This is a genomic window from Streptomyces sp. NPDC058964 (assembly GCF_042741275.1).
GTDB lineage: Bacteria > Actinomycetota > Actinomycetes > Streptomycetales > Streptomycetaceae > Streptomyces.
This window is the reverse complement of record NZ_JBHYKH010000185.1, coordinates 1-15861: the sequence shown is the minus strand read 5'-3', so window position 1 is coordinate 15861 and position 15861 is coordinate 1. Positions and strand designations below refer to the sequence as shown.

Sequence of the window (15861 nt, the reverse complement as noted above, 5' to 3'; positions counted from 1 at the left end):
TGTGAAAAACCCCACCCCCGCGTCTGTCTAAACTGCTCGCGGCTTGATCAACTCACCACGGTGTTGCTACGACCCCTGGAATCCGCCGTACTGCGGGGCCTTGGGCAAACGCGCCAACTGCCAGGTCGCGGTCAGCGTCCACGCCGCGACCGACACGGCCTCCTGCCCGCTGCAGTGGCGGCTGTTCCTGCCCGAAGAGTGGGCATCGGACACCGATCGCCGCACCGTCACCCGCATCCCGCCCGAGGTCACGCACCGCGAGAAGTGGCGCCTGGCCTTGGACATGCTCGACACGCTGGCCGACTGGGGCATGACGCCGCCCGCCGTCGTGGCCGACGCCGCCTACGGGACCAACGCACACTTACGGGAAGCCCTGTCCGACCGCGGAATCGACTACGTGCTGGCCGTCCGCGCGGGCCCGGAGCCGCGAAGCAGCGGAGGACAGTGCATATTCAGTGGCCTGCCCTATGTTGCCCACAGACCCCAAGGGGGGTGGGCCAAATGATTCATGCGTACGAGTTCCTCGGGTCTGACAAGCAAGGCTCGAAGGTGCAACGCAAGTGAACCAGTGGATGAAGTCCCGTAAGTCTTGTGACCAGCACCATCTGCTCCACGCGCTCAGCGAGTTCGAGGGTTTCTACAACGAGCACAGACCGCACCAGGGACTCGCCGACGCCGGCCCCCTCCCCACCCGCTGCTCGCCCCGATCGAGGACCGAACCGGATCGCCCGTCCGGACATACGACGACGAGCGTGGCTTGGTGGCACGCTCCACGAGTGCCGACATGCTGCCTGCCCAGCCTGGATGAGGCATTTCGGCAAGGATAGGGTCCGCAACTGCGGATCCCTCTCCGCCTCACCATGCGCTCCCACCTGCTCGCCTCCCCGAACGACGCCCACCAGCCCCATCGCCGACGAACTCACGTGCAGGCACCGGGAGATGGACGCATGCCCACCTCCCGACGCCGGGCCCGGTCAGAACTTGCCGTAGTTCACCTGCCAGGTGGGCAGCCCCATGCGGCGCCACAGCTCGACCACCCGGTCCCGGTCGTCCAGCGAGACCCGTACCGCGTACCGCTCACGGACGTGGGCATCGAAGAGTTCGGCTTTGACGATGTCGTCGCGCCGCTGGTCGCGGGCGGGCCGCATCCACAGCTCGTCGTACGGCACGTCGTGCCGTCTCAGCCACTCCTCGGTCTGCTCCCGATACTCCTCGCCGCGGCCCGACAGCAGCACGAGCGTATCGCCGTGGGTCTGCCGGAAGGCGAGCAGGGCGTCCCGTACGGAAGGGTTCAGCACGTCGAGGCCGCAGCGGGTGAAGTCGTACGGGCCCCGGTCCCCGGTCAGTGCGAGCGTACCGTCGATGTCACACATGACCGCCGACGGCAGGGCTGGGTCGGGCACGTAAGGGGCCGCTCGAGGCTGGTCGTTGAGCCAGTCGTCGGTGAGCCGCCAGCCGCCTCTGGTGGCCTTCGCGTGTTTGTCGGCCAGTATACGAATGATGTCCTCACCGACCGGGTTGTCGCGCGCGGCGTCCCTGCGTACGCACTCCTCCACGGGGACATCGGTGAAGTCGTGCACGACAAACACGGCTTGCCCCGCCACCGCCGCCCTGAGCCGCTTCGGAATGTGCGGTGTGAGGTGCGTGTTGTCGACAACCACGTCGAAGCCGTCGTCGACGGCCGCCCGCACCGCCGAATCCTGGACGGCCAGCACGGTCTGCTCACGGGCGAACGAGCGCGCGCGGCCCTCGGGGGACTCGTCGCGGTTCCGGTCGCCGTAGCGTGTGGTGGGGAGGTCGAGCATCGCCCGCAGATCGTCCAGGTTGACTCGCCGCATCCGGCCCTCGGACTCGGTCTGGAGGACGCGGGCGGCGGTGGTCTTGCCGGATGCCGGGAGGCCGGTCATCACGTGTACTACGGGCATGGTTCAGCTGTCCTCATCGGTCTTGAACGGATCGGCGGCCACCGGCTTCAGGGAGCGCCACACCACGAGTTCGGTCGGCTTTCCTTCGAGCCGTTGGAACATCGCCGCCCGTATACCGCGGTCCGGGAGCGCCTGTACGGCGCGGGCGAACGCGGCTCGGTCGCCGCCGAGGTAGGAGAGCGTCGCATAAGCGTTGTCAATGGCCCGCTCCCGGTCCGCCAGCGCCCGCTCCAGCCGGGCGATCACGCCACGCACCCAGGCGTCGAACTCGTCGGGCACCTGCTGCAGCAGGTCGTCCAGCGGGGTGTTGCCCGTCGCCTCCGTGACCGAGCAGCCGACCGCCTGCGCGACCAGCTTCGGTGGACGGTCGCGGAAGCGCTGGATCCCATGCCCCCGCCAGATGTCCCGCTCGGTGACCCCGGTGAGCACCCTGTGCAGCCGCACATATTCGGCGATCTTCACCTTGGCGCGGAGGCCCGAGGAGAACCGGATGACGAAGCCCTCAGCGTCGGTGCCGGTGGCGGCGCCGCCACCGGGCAGGGTGTTGGACATGCTCAGCTCGAGCAGTTCGGCGAGCGGCACCGCAGGCCAGACACGGACGACCGAGCCGATCGGCCGCCAGCCCTCGGCCGCCTCGACGAGCGGCACTTCTGCGCCGTCGGGACCGTAGGCAGCGAGCAGCACGAGGTCGCGCCGCTCGCCGTAGTTCACGACGATACGGTTCTCCGGGTAGAGGATCTCCGCGAGATAGGTCGTTCCCGGTGTCAGCCCGCCGGTGTCCTTGGTCTCGAGCAAGCGGCCCGCCCAGGTGGCCTGTTCGCTGGTGAAGGAGCCTTTGGAAGCGACGTGCCAGCGACCGGAGTGGTGGAAGACGATGCCGAGGCTGCCGTCAACCTTGTCGTACACCTCGAAGGGCTCGTCGGGCAGCGCCGGTGCGTACGGGCGGTCCAGCGCATGCTCGGCCGCGTTGAAAAACTTCGGCAGCGGCAGCGCCACCACGTCCCCGGTCTCGTCGTCGACGACCAGCCCGCGGCAGCGCGTGGTCACCTCGGTCCAGGACTGTTCGTACTGGCAGGTCCGGGTGTACGCGTAGATCGACAGCGGCAGTTCGGGGTGCGTCCTGCGCGAGACGTGGCCGATCTCGACGGCCTTGGCGAGGTCGTCGGGCTGCATGAGGTGATCGAGACGGAGCCGAGCTGAAGACATGGGACATTTCTCCTGGTTTTAGTCTCTCCATTCTGTCGTGACAGATGATCCGAACGGAAACGAATAAGTGCCGCTTCCTGTCTGCTGGTCGTCCGGCAGGGCGACTACGTGGCCGCGCCCCGCCGGAACGCTCACGGACCGCCGTCGGGCAGCAGCTCCAGGAAGAGGACTGGAGGCGCCGCTACCCCCTGTTCCCGCGGCTGCTGTTCATCGTGGACGGCACGGGGCTCACCGGTGTGGAGACGCGCAGCCGCGCCCTCCGCGCGGCTGCCTCGGAAGTGGCCCCGCCCGGCTTTCTGCGTGACGTTCCCGTCCTGGAGGCGCCTCTGGTCGACCTGCACCGCAACGGCCCCTCAGCGCTCGTATGGCACCCCACCCACGCCCCCGGCCGCCCAGTCTCCTGGAGCCAGCCCCGTCACCCTTGGACCGGTCTAAAGCCCCAGCACCTCGCCGTACTTGATGGCCCCGTGGGGCAGCGCGAAGCCGAACGGGGTCAGCGACTTGCCCAGCGGGTACGTCTCCTCGGTGCTGCTCGGCACGAACCAGACGCCACCCGACCTGGGCTCACCGGCGTTCTCCCCGGGCGCGCTCACCGCGGTGTCCCACAGTCCGTCGCGGTTGTAATCGCCGACGGCCACCTGGGCGCCGAAGCGGTCGCCGGCCTCGGCCGTGCCGGGCATGTTCGTGGTGCTCTGGCTGCGGGCCAGACCGCCGTAGAGGCCGTGCTCCGTGCCGTTCATGGTGACGTACCCGCCCGCGTCCTTGACGGTGCCCACGTCCTCGCCGGGCACACCGACCACCAGTTCCGGACGGCCGTCGCCGTTCAGGTCGCCCGCGGCCAGCGCGGCGCCGAAGTCGTCGCCCTCCTCGGCGGTGCCGCCGACCTCCGGGCTCGACTGGGTGATGCACTCGCTCTCGGTGCCGAAGTTCGCGGTCTTCGAGCCCTTGAGCACGAGCACCGCACCACCGAGCCGGTCCTCACAATGCGTGCTCTCCGACTCGGGGTTGGGCTGTACGAGGCCGACCGCGAGGTCGTCCGTGCCGTCCCGGTCGAAGTCGGCGGCGGCAAGCGAGCTGCCCCGGTCGGCGTCGGCGTACCACTGAGCCGGCTTGGCCTGGCCGTCCCAGCGCGTGATGAAGGTGCCGGAGTCCTCCATGCCCTGCCAGGTGGCGGCGAGGTCGTCCCGGCCGTCACCGTCGAAGTCGCCGGTGGCCAGGTCGCGGGTGGCGCCGCCCATGCCGTAGCGGCGCACAGTGGTCGTGGTCACGGGGGCCGCGGTGAGTGGGCCCGGACGGAACCGGAGCGAGCCGCTCTCCTCGCCGTTCTCGCCGTACGCGAGGTCGGTGTCGCCGTCGCCGTCGTAGTCGCCCGTGGCGATGGTGCGGCCGATGCTGCTGAACTCGCCCGTGCCCCTGGCCACGGTGGTGCCCTTGACGTTCCCCCCCCCGAGCCGTCCAGGACGGTGATGGTGCCCTCGTCCTTGAGCTGATCGGAGGTGAGCGACTCGCCGCTCGCGCCGACGACGAGCTCGAAGACGCCGTCGCCGTTCACGTCGACGGGTGCCACGGAGGACCCGAAGCGGTCGCCCGCCTCGGGCGTGCCGGGTATGCCGGCCTCAGCCTGGCTGATGACGCCGGTGGACTGGCTCGGGCTCTGCGGGCCGCCATAGATCACGCTGATGTAGCCGGCCTTGGCCTTGCCGTCCACCGTGGCGTCGGGCATGCCGACCGCGATGTCCGCGTACCCGTCGCCGTTGAAGTCGAACCGCGGAGTCGTCGCAGCCGCGGCGCTCCCGGCGAGTGGCAGGGTCAGACCGGCGGCGGTGAGGGCCGCTGCGGCGGCGGTGGCGGCCAGGGTGCGTGCACGCACGGTGGAACTCCTGTAGTCGAAGGGGGCAATGAGAGCGAAGGTTCTCGAAAGATGTGACTCACGAGGTGTACGAAGGGTTGTGTGAAGGTGGCACCAGGCGGGCAAGCCACCGCTGCAGCGCCGGGCAAGCCCAAACCGGGCTTGGCCGACCCGACCATGACCCCGACCACACACGTCAGCGCGGTGCGGCACCACGGGACAACACAGTGGGCGAGGCGGGAAAGTCGGACCAGGCCAAGCAGGGCGCGGTCTGCCCGAACGGGACAGCATGCGGCCCCGGTGCCGGGCGGTACCAGGGCCGCGACCGGCGCGAGTCCTGTCACGAGGGCACCAGGACGGACTCGCACACGCGTCACGGGATAAACGCGCTCCGACGGTTCAGGTCACGGGCCCGGTCAAGCGTCCGTATCGGCGTACCAGGCATCCACCACCCGCTCGCCCTCGACAGCCTGTTTCCCGAGCACGACGGACGCGCCCGGCAGGCTGCCGTACGAGCCGATCCATGACGAGAACATCCGCTCCGCCGTCGACCGGGCCTCCCACCAACCCCGCATCACCGTCCGGCCCTCGGCCGTCAACGTGAGGCGGCACAGGCCCGGCTCAGCTATGACGTGCGCTTTCGGTCTGGACGGCCGGGATCACCCGTGACACGCCCGCTTCGACCGCCGCCGCCCGCACGTCGGCGAGGATCTCTTTCCCTCGTGGTCGGCACCCGGGCCGGGATCATGCCGATGGTGGCCAGGAAGCAGTCCCGGCAGCGGTCCAGCCGGCGCAGCCCGTGGCCGGGAACGCCGGCGACGGTGGTCGCCCTGGCAGGCCGGTCGCAGCCCGCACATGGTGGAGGGGGCGGGGCGAGCCGCGCGGACGCCTCTCGCCCGGCCCACGACGACGAGGCCGGGGCAAGCGCGGCCGGGTCGGCGCGAAGGTAGAGCAGGACGTCGTCGACACCCACCGCGCTCCCTCCATCCCTGGTGTGGTGTGACCGTCAGCGATGGCCGGCCAGAGGCGGTGGCAACACCGCTGATGACTGGGCTGCGCTCAAAGACGGTTGGCCATTTTGCTCAGTGATGGTTGGCCACTGCGGCCTCGACGTCGTCACGGACCGACCGACATGCCGCATCCACGGTGGCCGGTAAGGCATGGGGCATGCCCCATGCCCTGGTCCCGCTGCGGACATTCAGCTCTGCTGACAGCGAGTTACTCGCATCGTGGGTCACCTCACCGACCGAACTGCTGATCTGGGCCGGCCAGGCATTCGTCTGGCCGTTGGCCGAAGAACAGCTCGCCTCGTATGCGGCCGAATCCATGTCCCCCGGACGCCGCAGCTGGACGGGACTCGACCAGCAGACAGGCCGAGCCGTCGGCCACGCCTCAATACGGTTGGACGCAGACGGCATTTCTGGGCGGCTGGGGCGAGTGCTGGTCGCGCCGGAAGCTCGTGGCCGGGGTGTGGGCGCCGCGATGCTCAAGGAGGTGCTCTCACTCGCCTTCGGCGCCCTGAGGCTGCAGCAGGTGGAATTGGGTGTGTTCAGCCACAACACCGGCGCGGTCCGCCTGTATGAGCGGCTGGGCTTCCGGACCGAACGCGTACTGCCCAGCGAAGCGCGGGTAGACGGCCAGTCCTGGGCCGCCGCACAGATGATCTTGGCGAAGAAGGACTGGTCGTCGATGCCCACCGACGGCTGACCGCTCTTGGCGGGCGGGGCTTCAGATCACGCGTTGCGTACGGATGTGTACCTGTCCGCAGTGGTCGATCTCGACGACACACGGCGCTCGGGTGTCGGAGGACGTCCTGGCACCAAGTATCCCGGCGTTGAGGGACGGGCATCTCGCCGTCAGTGCCGTCGAGTAACTGATCGTTTCAGAATGAGTCGAGCTCGGATCTTGCGCTCGGTGATCTTGGTCGGCAGGGTGTCCGGAGTGCGAGCTGATCTTGTACCTGACGACCTGTGGGAGCGGGTGGCCCCGCTTCTGCCGCCCGCCCCCGAGCGCCGCCGCCGCTGCCCCGGGCGGCTACGGGTTCCCGACCGGGCGGCACTCGCCGTCGTCATGTACGTGTTGCGAACCGGTGTCGCGTGGCGCGATGTCCCCGCAGAGGCCGTGGGCCGCTCCGGGGTAACGGCCTGGCGCCGACTGCGGGACTGGACCGAGGCCAGCGTCTGGCCACGCCTGCACGCCGCTGTGCTGGCCGAGCTGCGCCGCGCCGACCTGCTGGACGTGGACGACTGCTCCGTGGACGGGTCGCACGTCCGGGCCCTCAAAGGGGGGATCACGTCGGTCCCTCGCCCGTAGACCGCGCCCGTTCCGGCTCCAAGCACCACCTGATCGTCGACCGCCACGGAACCCCGCTAGCCGTGACGCTGACCGGCCGGAACCGGCACGAGGTCACCCAACTCCTGCCCCTACTGGACGCCGCCCCATCGATTCGCGGTCGGCGGGGACGCCCCCGCCGCAAACCCCGGCGTCTGTACGCAGACCGGGGCTACGACTTCGAGAAGTACCGCCGCCTGCTGCGCAAGCGCGGCATCAAGCCGCTGATCGCGCGACGCGGCGTCGCCCACGGTTCCGGACCGGGCAAGGTGCGCTGGGTGGTCGAGCGCACCTTCGCCTGGCTGCACCAGTTCAAACGGCTCCGCATCCGATACGAACGACGCGCCGATCTCCATCAGGGCCTGCTCGAACTGGCCTGCAGTCTCATATGCCTCCGCCGCCTGCGAACCTCATCCTGAAGCGATCAGTTGGCCACGCTGAACCACCCGGGCCGCACCTCGGTCAGAAGCGGTTGCAGGGACCGCACTGCGGACCGCAGGTCCTGATCCGTGACGTCGAGAGGCTCCGGCAGGCTCAGCCCGTAGCAGCGCAGCCGCCAGAGGTCGAAGACTTCGCTCCCGTCGACTGCGAAGTCCACATCGACCTCAGTGCCGTTGTCGCTGACGAAACGGCATCCTGCCCCATGAACCGTGTAGGAGTAGGTGCCGATGTGCCCACTCCGGCTGATTCGGCGACGCGAACGGGCCAGGCCGAGGACATCTGCCAGTCGCTCCAGCGAGGGGATCGCCACCTTCATGGCCTCGTCAATCGCGTTCAGAGCGTGGACGTAGCCGAGCACGAGGTCTCGCGCAGCCCCAACCCGTTCCATACGGCGTCATCCCCCCTGAGCCCGTGGCTGAAGGAATTGTTCCATGGGCCGCCAGCGTCTCCGCAGGACGGCATTCCGAAACGATCAGTAAGCCGCGCCGCACGCAGGGCGCCTCTCCCCCGCTACCCCGGGCCGAGGCATCTCCTCGCCCCGGCCCAGTCAGCCGTCAGGTCCGAGGAACCGCCTGGCCCGAGGAGCCGTCGGCTCCTGACAGGCCGACTCCGTCCCCAGCGGTCCAGGTACGGAGGGCCGGGCCGTGCGGTCCACCGAGCAAGCTGCTCAGGACCTGGGTGTGGACGGCCAGCGCCGGAGGGCTCAGCACCGCGTCGTGCACAAGGAAGACCTCACCGGGTCCGACCTCCCGGACGTAATCGACGACCTCGGCCAGCTTCACCCACGGCGCACCGGCCGGGGCGAGGAGCGTGCGTACCTCCTCCTCGGGGACAGTGAGCGCATCGCCCGGGTGGAAGACCCCGTCGACCAGGAAGCCGACGTTGTCGAACTCGGTGAAGTCGCGATGGATGGTGGCGTGCTTTTCCCCGTATACGTGAAATTCCAGAGGGCCGACGTCGAATACGTCGCCGTGCCGGACCGTGTGGACGCGCCCGCCGAGCTCGGTGAGGTGGCGGGCAACCGCCGGGTTGGTCCAGATTTCGATGTTGCCGCCGGCCTGAAGCAGCCGATCGGGGACGAAGTGGTCTACGTGCTCGTGGGTGACGAGCACCGCGTCGGCTCCGTCCAGTGCGTCCGGTTCGCTGAAGCAGCCGGGGTCGATGACGACGGTGCAGCCCTCGTGCTGCAGCCGTATGCAGGAATGCCCCAGTGAGGTCATCTGCATGACTGGTCTCCCTTCCGTTTACACAGCCAAACTGTACAGCATTGCTGTACAACTGCACTGCGGGTACGGTGGCACCGTGAACGAGCAGGAGATCGCGAGCGACCTGCGAGCCGTCGTCGGAAGCCTGGTGCGGCGCGCGCGGACCACCGATGCCATGCCGCAGCCGCAGGCCGCGGTGCTGGGTTTCCTCGACCGCGAGGGGCCCATGACGACCAGCGAGCTCGCGGCCCGGCAGCAAGTCCGCCACCAGTCGGCGGCGCGGGTCGTCGGCCAGCTCGTGGAACTAGGCCTCGCCCGCCAAGAGCCCCATCCGGACGACAGGCGCAAGGTCCTCGTCATGCTGACCGATCCGGGCCTGCGGGCACTCCAGACACGTCGCGGCCGCCGAGCCGACTGGCTCGCCGAGGCCATCAAGGCAGAGTTGACCCCCGCCGAACAACAGCAGCTCGCGGAGTCCGTCACCCTCCTCAAGCGGCTGGCCCAGCACGGCGATCGCAGATGACCGTCCTCTGTCTCGATGGTGTCCCGCCGAGGGTGTAGCAGTGATCGGGGCCTCCGCCTTGACCGTGAACACCGTTCGTCCGGCGGCGAGGGCCGGCGTAGTTGATCTCTGTTCGAAGGTGACGGGGCGAGGCAGCCGATCGTGGAGTACCTGCGCTTGTGGTTGTAGCAGCCGAGCCAGCGGAACACCGTGAGCCGGGCGACCCGTTCGCTGGGCCAGCCGCGTCGTCCGGGCAGGATCTCCCGCTTCAGTGAGGCGAAGTGGCGTCGGCAGTCTTGGACGGCTCCGCTTGGGAGGGGAGTTTCGGCCCCACTTTGCGGTCTCTGAGGCACGATCTGTCACGTGAGGCCAGGAACGGCTGTCAGAGCCGGCGAAGAAGGACTCGGCTGAAGCGCTCCGGGATCGGTGGAGGTCCCGGCCTGCCTTAAGTTAGGTGGAGTCGGGATAGCTGATTTCACGCTACAGGTGTTGCCCGCAGCACAATCAACCGCTTGCTGCCCGAACGATGAAGCCACAATCACTGGCAGGGGCGGCAGGAGTCGAACCTGCGGCATCCGGTTTTGGAGACCGGCGCTCTGGCCTCTGAGCTACACCCCCTTGATGGGTGCCAGCTTGGCATGTCCAACGGGTCCATCTCCAAGGGATTTCAGGCACGAAGTACACAGCACCGCGGGCGGCGGACGACGCGGTCTTCGACATGCGCAACCTGGTCGTCGCCACCCACCTGCCGGTCATCAAGCACCAGCAGCTGAAAAGCGAGCTGGTCGCCGAGCCCCGCTACCCGCGGCTCACTGCGACACCCCCGACCTGGAGCCGATCCCGATCGGTATCGAGCGGCCCATCCTGCACGCACACATCGACATCGACCACGCCGAACCCGGCCGCCTGCTGTACATCATCACCGTGCACCTGAAGTCCAAGATCCCCACCGAGATCTCCGGCCAGGTGATCCACCCCAAAAGGGCCTCTGGCGCGCTGCCGATGCCTGGGCCGAAGGCAGCTTCCTGTCGTCCATGAAGCGCATGAGCCAGGCCCTGGAAGTCAGCGCCTCGTCGACCAGATCCTCGACGAGGATCCGGACGCCCGCATCATCGTCGCCGGCGACTTCAACGCCGAGCCCGAGGAAGTCCCGACCCTGGCGATCTGCGGCAACGTCGAGGACACCGGCAACGGCGACCTCACCCCCCGGGTCCTGGTTCCCATCGAGCACACCACCCCCAACGATGCCCGCCACCCTCTTCCACCACGGCCGAGGCCAGATGCTCGGCCACATGCTCGTCACATGCAACCTCCTGGTGCTCGGGCATGCCGGTGACCGCGGTCCGCTCGCGCCCGAACCGTTCGGTGATCTCGTAGACCTCCAGGCGCCGCTCGGACTCCACGTCTTCAGCCTTGGTCAGGACGCGGGCGGAGAGCTGGGCGACGGAACAGTCTGTCCCGCTACGCTGCCGCCATGACCGAGGAGATGGCGGCACGGCAAGTCACGGACGCATGGCGGCGGATCGAGGCGTGGCTTCGTGAGCATGCGCCCGTGACGCATGCGGCTCTGGGTCCGGGCGCGAGCGCAGAGGAGATTGCTGCTGTGGAGGCGGCGCTGGGGGTCGCCGTGCCGGCGGAGCTGCGGACCCTGTGGGGGCTCGTCTCGGGCGGCAACGTCTGCGGCGGTGGCTTCTGGCTCGATAATCGCTCCCTGATGCGTCTGGACGACGTCATAGAGGTGTACCGGCGCAAGATGGAGTTCCAGGCGGAGACGGAGCAGGAATACGCGACACCTGGTGTCCCGGGTGAAGAGGACATCGTCGTGTGGCAGCGGCCATGGATCCCCGTCTTCTCCTTCGGTGAGGAGGACACCGTTCTGGGCACATATCTCGACAGCGCGTCGGGGCTGATGTGGCATTGGTCCAAGTACGAGTACCTCTTGCCGGACGGCACCAAGCCGCAGCACTCCATGGTGACCTACCTCGAAGAGATCGCGGACAGCTTGGAGACTCCGGCGCTCGCCACGGGGGGAACGCCGGGTCTGCTGGACGGCCGGCTCGTGTGGCTGGACAGTTCCCTGGATGAGGACGAGCAGCGTCGGTGGCGTCCGCTGGCGTGAGCGGCTGCAACGCAAAGAAGGGGCCCACGACGGGCCCCTTCTCGCTTTCACCGGTTATCCGATCTTCTTCCAGGCGCAGGTCTTGTCCGCGCCCTGGCAGTGGGCGTAGCCCGGGAGGTTGACGAAGTATCCATCGTTGTCGAGCAGGCGCCATCCGGCGACAGGGAGTTTGCTGAATGCTTTCTCGTTCTGGGTGGAGTTGATCGCTGCCCTGCCACAGCGTTCCTTGCCCGACGGCCCTTTCGTCGCGTCACGAGTGTCGGCGAAGAGACCGAACTCGGTGTTCCCGGTGGTCATGTGGTCCGTGAAGTACTGGGCGCACTGGTCTCCGTTGGAGACCTGATTGACCCCGCCCGGGAATCCGCCCGACTCATGAGTGGACGCCATGGCGTATTCGTCGCAGTCGGTGGCGCCGACGGAGCTGTCCGCCGTGTGTTTCTTCCACGACCTGGGACAAACGATTTTGCGGCTGTCGTCCGTCGTCCAGGGGTCACCGGCGGAGTTCTTCACCGTCGTGTCGGGACCCAGGTAGTGCAGCAGGGAATCCCAACGGCGTGCGCCGGCATGGTCGGGCAGGCGTTCCTGCATCAGCCAGTAGTATGCGCCAGCGGCTGGGTACAGGTTGGTGTCGACGGTGAAGGTCGGGTGGAAGTAGGGCAGCGTACAGCCGGGCTTGGCACCAGCAACGAGAGTGTCGCAACGGGGGGCCAGTTCCCGCACGCGGGTGTCACCGGAGGTGCCGAAGTTGGCGGTGGCGGGGTTTCCGCCGGCCCCCACCTTGGCCGTCACCTCCCAGCCGAGGTCGATCTGCTTCTTGCCGGAACCGACCCACTTCGTCAGCACCGTGCCCCACCTGCGGTCGTACTGCGAAGACGTCTGAGTGACCCAGTAGGCCGACCCGCCGGTGTCGGTCCTGTTGTCGTCCGTCCACTTGGGTGGGGTCTGAATGCACTCGTCATCGCAGGAACTGGCCACCTTCCAGTCCATCTGCACGTCGTCGAGCTGAGGATCGATGTACGTGGGCTTGATGAGAATCTGCTGGTCGAACTCGGCGAAGTCGCTGCCCGACTCGGTCTTGGTCGGGTACGCCTTGACGCGCTGCTCGAACTCGAAATTGGCGTACCCCAGGGCGGGCTTCTCCGGGTCGGTGTCAGTGAAGATCAACTTCCCGCTGCCGATGCTCTTCAGACACGCGTCGCTGCGGGTCATGTAGTCCGCCCCGGACGGCTTGTCCTCGCACCACGGGATCAACTCCGCCTCTGGAACAGCCGCGGCAAGGCCCGGCCGGCGCGGGGTGAGGCTCTGCTCTTTGGACGGTGGGGACAACTCGATGCACAGCCAGTGCCCCTGGGCGTCGGGCGCGCCGCATGAGCGCTTCTTCGTCGGCTGTTCGGTGATCGTCCCGTCAGCACGCAGCGTCGGCAGGGACGGGCCTGGATCGGTACGAGTGAAGGTCTGGGGGGACTGGGTGGTCTGGTCGACCGTGGACGACGCCTGGGGCGCGGGGAACGACATGTACGGCTCAACGTGGAACGTCGCCCACGGCGACCATTCGGTCTCGTACAGGCCGCCGTCGTAGGCGTTGGTGTGGAACATGTAGGTCACGCCGGGCTTGAGCCTGCCGTAGTCGACTTGGGCCTGGGCGCTCTTACCGGAGGCGACATAGGGCGAGACGAGGACGCCGTAGGGGTTGGAGTCGGTCAGCTTGACCCGGTCCTTCGGCTTACCGTCGGCGTCCACGGTCCAGACCTCGAAGGTGACGTCCACCTTGTCGCCGTCCGGGTCGGTTGCCGTGTTCTGCAGCACCACCTCGGGCGCGATGACGCGCCACGTACTGCCGGACTTCTTGAACTGCGGTCCCGCCGAGGGGTTCTTGCCCGAGGCGGGACGGCTATTGGCAGCGAGGGTGGCACGTTCGGGACCGGCGGCCGGCCTGGTCGATGGCGGCGCGTTGGGGTCGAGGGCTGAACTCGCTGCGACAGGGGGCGAAGTGGCGGAAGCGGTACCGGCCGCAGCGAACGGCACGACCGCAAGTAGAACCGCGCCGAGAGCGGCACGGGAGACGAGGCGGCGGCTCCGGAGCCACCGTCTGGTTGTTCGCACGAGAACTCGTGTCCTTCCCCGTAGAATCTTCAAACACTTGTGCGAATACACGTACAGATGCAGGACCTTACGAGGAGCGTCACGGGACCTGAAGAGCCTTTACAGCCATCTCACAGGCACCCAACAGAGATCAGCCACGCAGCAGTACTTCAGTCAGAATTCGCGTCCTGAGCTGGTTGCTCTGGTTGACCGGTCATGGTGGGGATGACTGAAGCCGACTGCTGGGCTGCGGAGTTGGAGTCGGTGATCGCGCGCGTGGCGGGCCGGTTCGGCCGGGCGGATCTGCTGGAGGCGGATGCTGCACGTCGGTGTTGACCGAGAACGAAGCGGTTCTGCTGGCGCTGCTGCGCGAGCTTGGCGATCCGGAGTGGCTGGAGTGGCCGCCGCACTACGACGGTGGCGAGACCGCAGCCCGCTTCGGTGGTCTGCTGACCCGACTCGAAGGCAAGTTCACAGCTCGCTGCACGGATGAGCAGGACACCCAGGACGCCAGCGAGTACGGACGCGTCGTCGTGCCGGCTGACGCGACCGTATGCGGAACCCGGATGCCCACTGGGCCGCCACCCCTGTAGGGCCGGGGCGGCACTCCCCGATAACGCCCTCGTGCGGGTGCTGGGCAAGGACCAACCGGACACGCTGACCTCCCGCAACAACCTTGCTGGCGCCTACGCGCCGGCGGGAGACCTGGGCCGGGCCATCCCTCTATACGGACAGACCTACCCCCACCGACCGCGAGCGGGTGCTGGGCGAAGAGCAGGAGGCGGAACTCCGCCGTGACGGGCAGATACGGCCGGACCCGCCCGAATGGCTGCTCCAGGGCGGACTCAACAAACGCAACATCGACTACGTGCACACCGGCGACAGCTGGGCGGCCGCACAAAGCGGACGCTGCCGCCCCGCCACCCGCCAGCAGGCACTCAACGCCCTACGGCGACAGAACCCCGCCTGCATTCACAGCCGTCCCGACACCGCCCTCGGCATCCTCGAGTAGCCACCACCGGGCGGCCGCCAGCCGCCAGTCGCCGACGATATTGCACTCGTGTCCAAGGGTTGTCCCACCCCGCAACTGGTCTTGGCATGAGGGTGATTGGTCAGGACTGGATCCTGGGGACCACTGGGTCCGCCGCCACGGTCGCGTCGTTCCCGCGGACTGTCCGGTTTGATCACTTGGTGTCCAGATGGCCCAGGGCGCGCCGGGTGGCGGGTGGATCCGCCTGGCGAAATGAGCGGCGGAGTCCCCTGCTATGGTGCGCCGATGTCAGCGATCAAGAAGTTTCAGGTCACCTTTGACTGCGCAGAACCTGAGCGCCTCGCTCGCTTCTGGTGTGAGGTGTTGGGGTACGTCGTACCGCCGCCGCCGGAGGGGTTTGCCACTTGGGACGATTTCAATCGTTCGCAGCCACCTGAGCAGCGGGATTCGTGGTTCGCCTGCATAGATCCCTCAGGAGTGGGCCCACGGCTGTACTTCCAGCGCGTTCCCGAAGGGAAGGCCGTAAAGAACCGGGTGCATCTAGATGTACGGGTCGGCACCGGTCTCGTGGGTGAAGCGCGCCTCGCCGCACTTGAGGCCGAATGTGCGCGACTGGTCCCGCTCGGCGCGGTACACGTGCGAACACTGTATGACGGCAGTGATGCGTGCATCCCGATGCTGGACATCGAGGGCAACGAGTTCTGTATCGACTGAGCATTCTCCGAGCCGGAGAGATGGGGAGCCGCCTCCCTTGGACCTCTCTGGTCTCGTATGGGGCGGGAGTTATCCCGTGAGGGCGAGGTTGTGCATGCGTCGGCGAGAACGGTGCCGTAGTGGCGGCCCTTGCGAGTGGCGTACTCGTCAACGCCGACCACACGCGGGGCGGGCACTTCCGGCTCGGGAAGGGCGTCGACCAAGCGCAGGACGGTGCTCCGGCTGGCGGAGGCCCCGAGCACGCAACTCAGGCGAGCGCCGGCGCGGCCCGCCAGGGCGAGACCGGTTGTTGGGCCTTGACGGCCTGGCCGTGGTCGGGGTCGCCGACGACACCGACGGGCCGGTGGTGCACCTGGTCACTGCTGATCAGCGGGCACGCCACTGCCCAGACTGCGGCACCCGGGCGCGGCGGTCGAAGGGCCGGCGGCTGACCCGGCCGCGTGTCCAGTCGGCCGGTGGGCCCCCACCCCCGCGGGGGTGGGCCCAACCCCCCGGG

At 68.1% G+C, this 15861-nt stretch carries 16 protein-coding genes, 1 tRNA gene and 1 pseudogene; 9 read left to right on the top strand and 9 right to left on the bottom strand.

The annotated features are described in order from the left end of the window. Positions 1-88: 88 nt before the first annotated feature. A pseudogene (locus ACFW2E_RS22715) lies at positions 89-415 on the top strand (transposase); the annotation flags it as partial. A 559-nt stretch (positions 416-974) separates the two neighbouring features. On the opposite strand, the gene ACFW2E_RS22710 reads toward ACFW2E_RS22715, so the two are convergent. The 4 genes from ACFW2E_RS22710 to ACFW2E_RS22695 form a co-directional block, all read right to left on the bottom strand. After that, on the bottom strand, positions 975-1925 hold the full coding sequence (locus tag ACFW2E_RS22710; protein ID WP_384468894.1) for an AAA family ATPase: 951 nt from the start codon (positions 1923-1925) through the stop codon (positions 975-977). 3 nt (positions 1926-1928) lie between these two features. Next, positions 1929-3131 (bottom strand): RNA ligase, encoded by a 1203-nt coding sequence (locus ACFW2E_RS22705; RefSeq protein WP_384468893.1) that lies wholly within the window; start codon positions 3129-3131, stop codon positions 1929-1931. Positions 3132-3562: 431 nt separating this feature from the next. Beyond that, positions 3563-4510 carry an FG-GAP repeat protein gene (locus tag ACFW2E_RS22700; RefSeq protein ID WP_384468895.1) on the bottom strand — a complete coding sequence of 316 codons (948 nt, stop codon included), beginning with the start codon at positions 4508-4510 and terminating at the stop codon, positions 3563-3565. Next, positions 4396-5001, bottom strand: coding sequence for an FG-GAP and VCBS repeat-containing protein (locus ACFW2E_RS22695; RefSeq protein ID WP_384468892.1), 606 nt, complete (start codon positions 4999-5001; stop codon positions 4396-4398). Before ACFW2E_RS22695 ends, ACFW2E_RS22700 begins: the two co-directional genes overlap by 115 nt. A 1146-nt stretch (positions 5002-6147) precedes the next feature. Between ACFW2E_RS22695 and ACFW2E_RS22690 the strand changes: the two genes are divergently transcribed. Together ACFW2E_RS22690 and ACFW2E_RS22685 are read left to right on the top strand one after the other, a co-directional pair. Further along, complete coding sequence (locus tag ACFW2E_RS22690; protein ID WP_384468891.1) at positions 6148-6687, top strand: GNAT family N-acetyltransferase; 540 nt, start codon at positions 6148-6150, stop codon at positions 6685-6687. Positions 6688-6921: 234 nt separating this feature from the next. Continuing rightward, positions 6922-7730, top strand: a protein-coding gene (locus ACFW2E_RS22685) for an IS5 family transposase (protein ID WP_384468890.1) whose coding sequence is annotated in 2 segments (ribosomal slippage) — positions 6922-7261 and positions 7261-7730 — 810 coding nt in all. Because the reading frame shifts where the segments join, the coding sequence is not laid out codon by codon here. Between the two features lie 5 nt (positions 7731-7735). Here the strand turns inward: ACFW2E_RS22685 and ACFW2E_RS22680 are convergent. Continuing rightward, entirely contained in the window at positions 7736-8110 is a 375-nt protein-coding gene (locus ACFW2E_RS22680; RefSeq protein WP_384468889.1) for a DUF6896 domain-containing protein, read from the bottom strand. A 196-nt stretch (positions 8111-8306) separates the two neighbouring features. After that, entirely contained in the window at positions 8307-8978 is a 672-nt protein-coding gene (locus ACFW2E_RS22675) for an MBL fold metallo-hydrolase (protein WP_384468888.1), read from the bottom strand. Positions 8979-9054: 76 nt separating this feature from the next. Between ACFW2E_RS22675 and ACFW2E_RS22670 the strand changes: the two genes are divergently transcribed. Continuing rightward, a complete protein-coding gene (locus ACFW2E_RS22670) occupies positions 9055-9480 on the top strand; it encodes a MarR family winged helix-turn-helix transcriptional regulator (RefSeq protein ID WP_384468887.1) in 426 nt (141 codons plus the stop codon). 521 nt (positions 9481-10001) lie between these two features. Here ACFW2E_RS22670 and ACFW2E_RS22665 read toward each other — a convergent pair. Next, a tRNA-Trp gene (locus tag ACFW2E_RS22665) sits at positions 10002-10077 on the bottom strand. Positions 10078-10703: 626 nt separating this feature from the next. Here ACFW2E_RS22665 and ACFW2E_RS22660 point away from each other — a divergent pair. Together ACFW2E_RS22660 and ACFW2E_RS22655 are read left to right on the top strand one after the other, a co-directional pair. Next, positions 10704-10937, top strand: a complete 234-nt coding sequence (locus ACFW2E_RS22660) for a hypothetical protein (protein ID WP_384468896.1) — start codon at positions 10704-10706, stop codon at positions 10935-10937. After that, positions 10934-11578 (top strand): SMI1/KNR4 family protein, encoded by a 645-nt coding sequence (locus ACFW2E_RS22655; RefSeq protein WP_384468886.1) that lies wholly within the window; start codon positions 10934-10936, stop codon positions 11576-11578. The genes ACFW2E_RS22660 and ACFW2E_RS22655 overlap by 4 nt, the downstream gene beginning before the upstream one ends. Before the next feature lie 54 nt (positions 11579-11632). Here ACFW2E_RS22655 and ACFW2E_RS22650 read toward each other — a convergent pair whose 3' ends face one another. Then, positions 11633-13603 carry a hypothetical protein gene (locus ACFW2E_RS22650; RefSeq protein ID WP_384468885.1) on the bottom strand — a complete coding sequence of 657 codons (1971 nt, stop codon included), beginning with the start codon at positions 13601-13603 and terminating at the stop codon, positions 11633-11635. Between the two features lie 386 nt (positions 13604-13989). On the opposite strand from ACFW2E_RS22650, the gene ACFW2E_RS22645 reads away from it, so the two are divergent. The 3 genes from ACFW2E_RS22645 (at position 13990) to ACFW2E_RS22635 (ending at position 15365) form a co-directional block, all read left to right on the top strand. Further along, the gene (locus ACFW2E_RS22645) at positions 13990-14253 is read left to right on the top strand and encodes a hypothetical protein (protein WP_384468884.1); all 264 of its coding nucleotides are present in this window, start codon (positions 13990-13992) and stop codon (positions 14251-14253) included. Between the two features lie 167 nt (positions 14254-14420). Then, complete coding sequence (locus tag ACFW2E_RS22640) at positions 14421-14672, top strand: DUF6233 domain-containing protein (RefSeq protein ID WP_384468883.1); 252 nt, start codon at positions 14421-14423, stop codon at positions 14670-14672. 264 nt (positions 14673-14936) lie between these two features. After that, positions 14937-15365, top strand: a complete 429-nt coding sequence (locus ACFW2E_RS22635; protein WP_384468882.1) for a VOC family protein — start codon at positions 14937-14939, stop codon at positions 15363-15365. Between the two features lie 247 nt (positions 15366-15612). On the opposite strand, the gene ACFW2E_RS22630 is transcribed toward ACFW2E_RS22635, so the two are convergent. Continuing rightward, the gene (locus tag ACFW2E_RS22630; protein ID WP_384468881.1) at positions 15613-15747 is read right to left on the bottom strand and encodes a hypothetical protein; all 135 of its coding nucleotides are present in this window, start codon (positions 15745-15747) and stop codon (positions 15613-15615) included. Positions 15748-15861 lie beyond the last annotated feature (114 nt).

Excerpts from the sequence above, each read along its gene's own strand:
- ACFW2E_RS22710 (WP_384468894.1), bottom strand. The coding sequence starts at position 1,925 with ATGCCCGTAGTACACGTGATGACCGGCCTCCCGGCATCCGGCAAGACC.
- ACFW2E_RS22705 (WP_384468893.1), bottom strand. The coding sequence starts at position 3,131 with ATGTCTTCAGCTCGGCTCCGTCTCGATCACCTCATGCAGCCCGACGAC.
- ACFW2E_RS22690 (WP_384468891.1), top strand. The coding sequence starts at position 6,148 with ATGCCCCATGCCCTGGTCCCGCTGCGGACATTCAGCTCTGCTGACAGC.
- ACFW2E_RS22675 (WP_384468888.1), bottom strand. The coding sequence starts at position 8,978 with ATGCAGATGACCTCACTGGGGCATTCCTGCATACGGCTGCAGCACGAG.
- ACFW2E_RS22660 (WP_384468896.1), top strand. The coding sequence starts at position 10,704 with ATGCCCGCCACCCTCTTCCACCACGGCCGAGGCCAGATGCTCGGCCAC.
- ACFW2E_RS22655 (WP_384468886.1), top strand. The coding sequence starts at position 10,934 with ATGACCGAGGAGATGGCGGCACGGCAAGTCACGGACGCATGGCGGCGG.
- ACFW2E_RS22635 (WP_384468882.1), top strand. The coding sequence starts at position 14,937 with ATGTCAGCGATCAAGAAGTTTCAGGTCACCTTTGACTGCGCAGAACCT.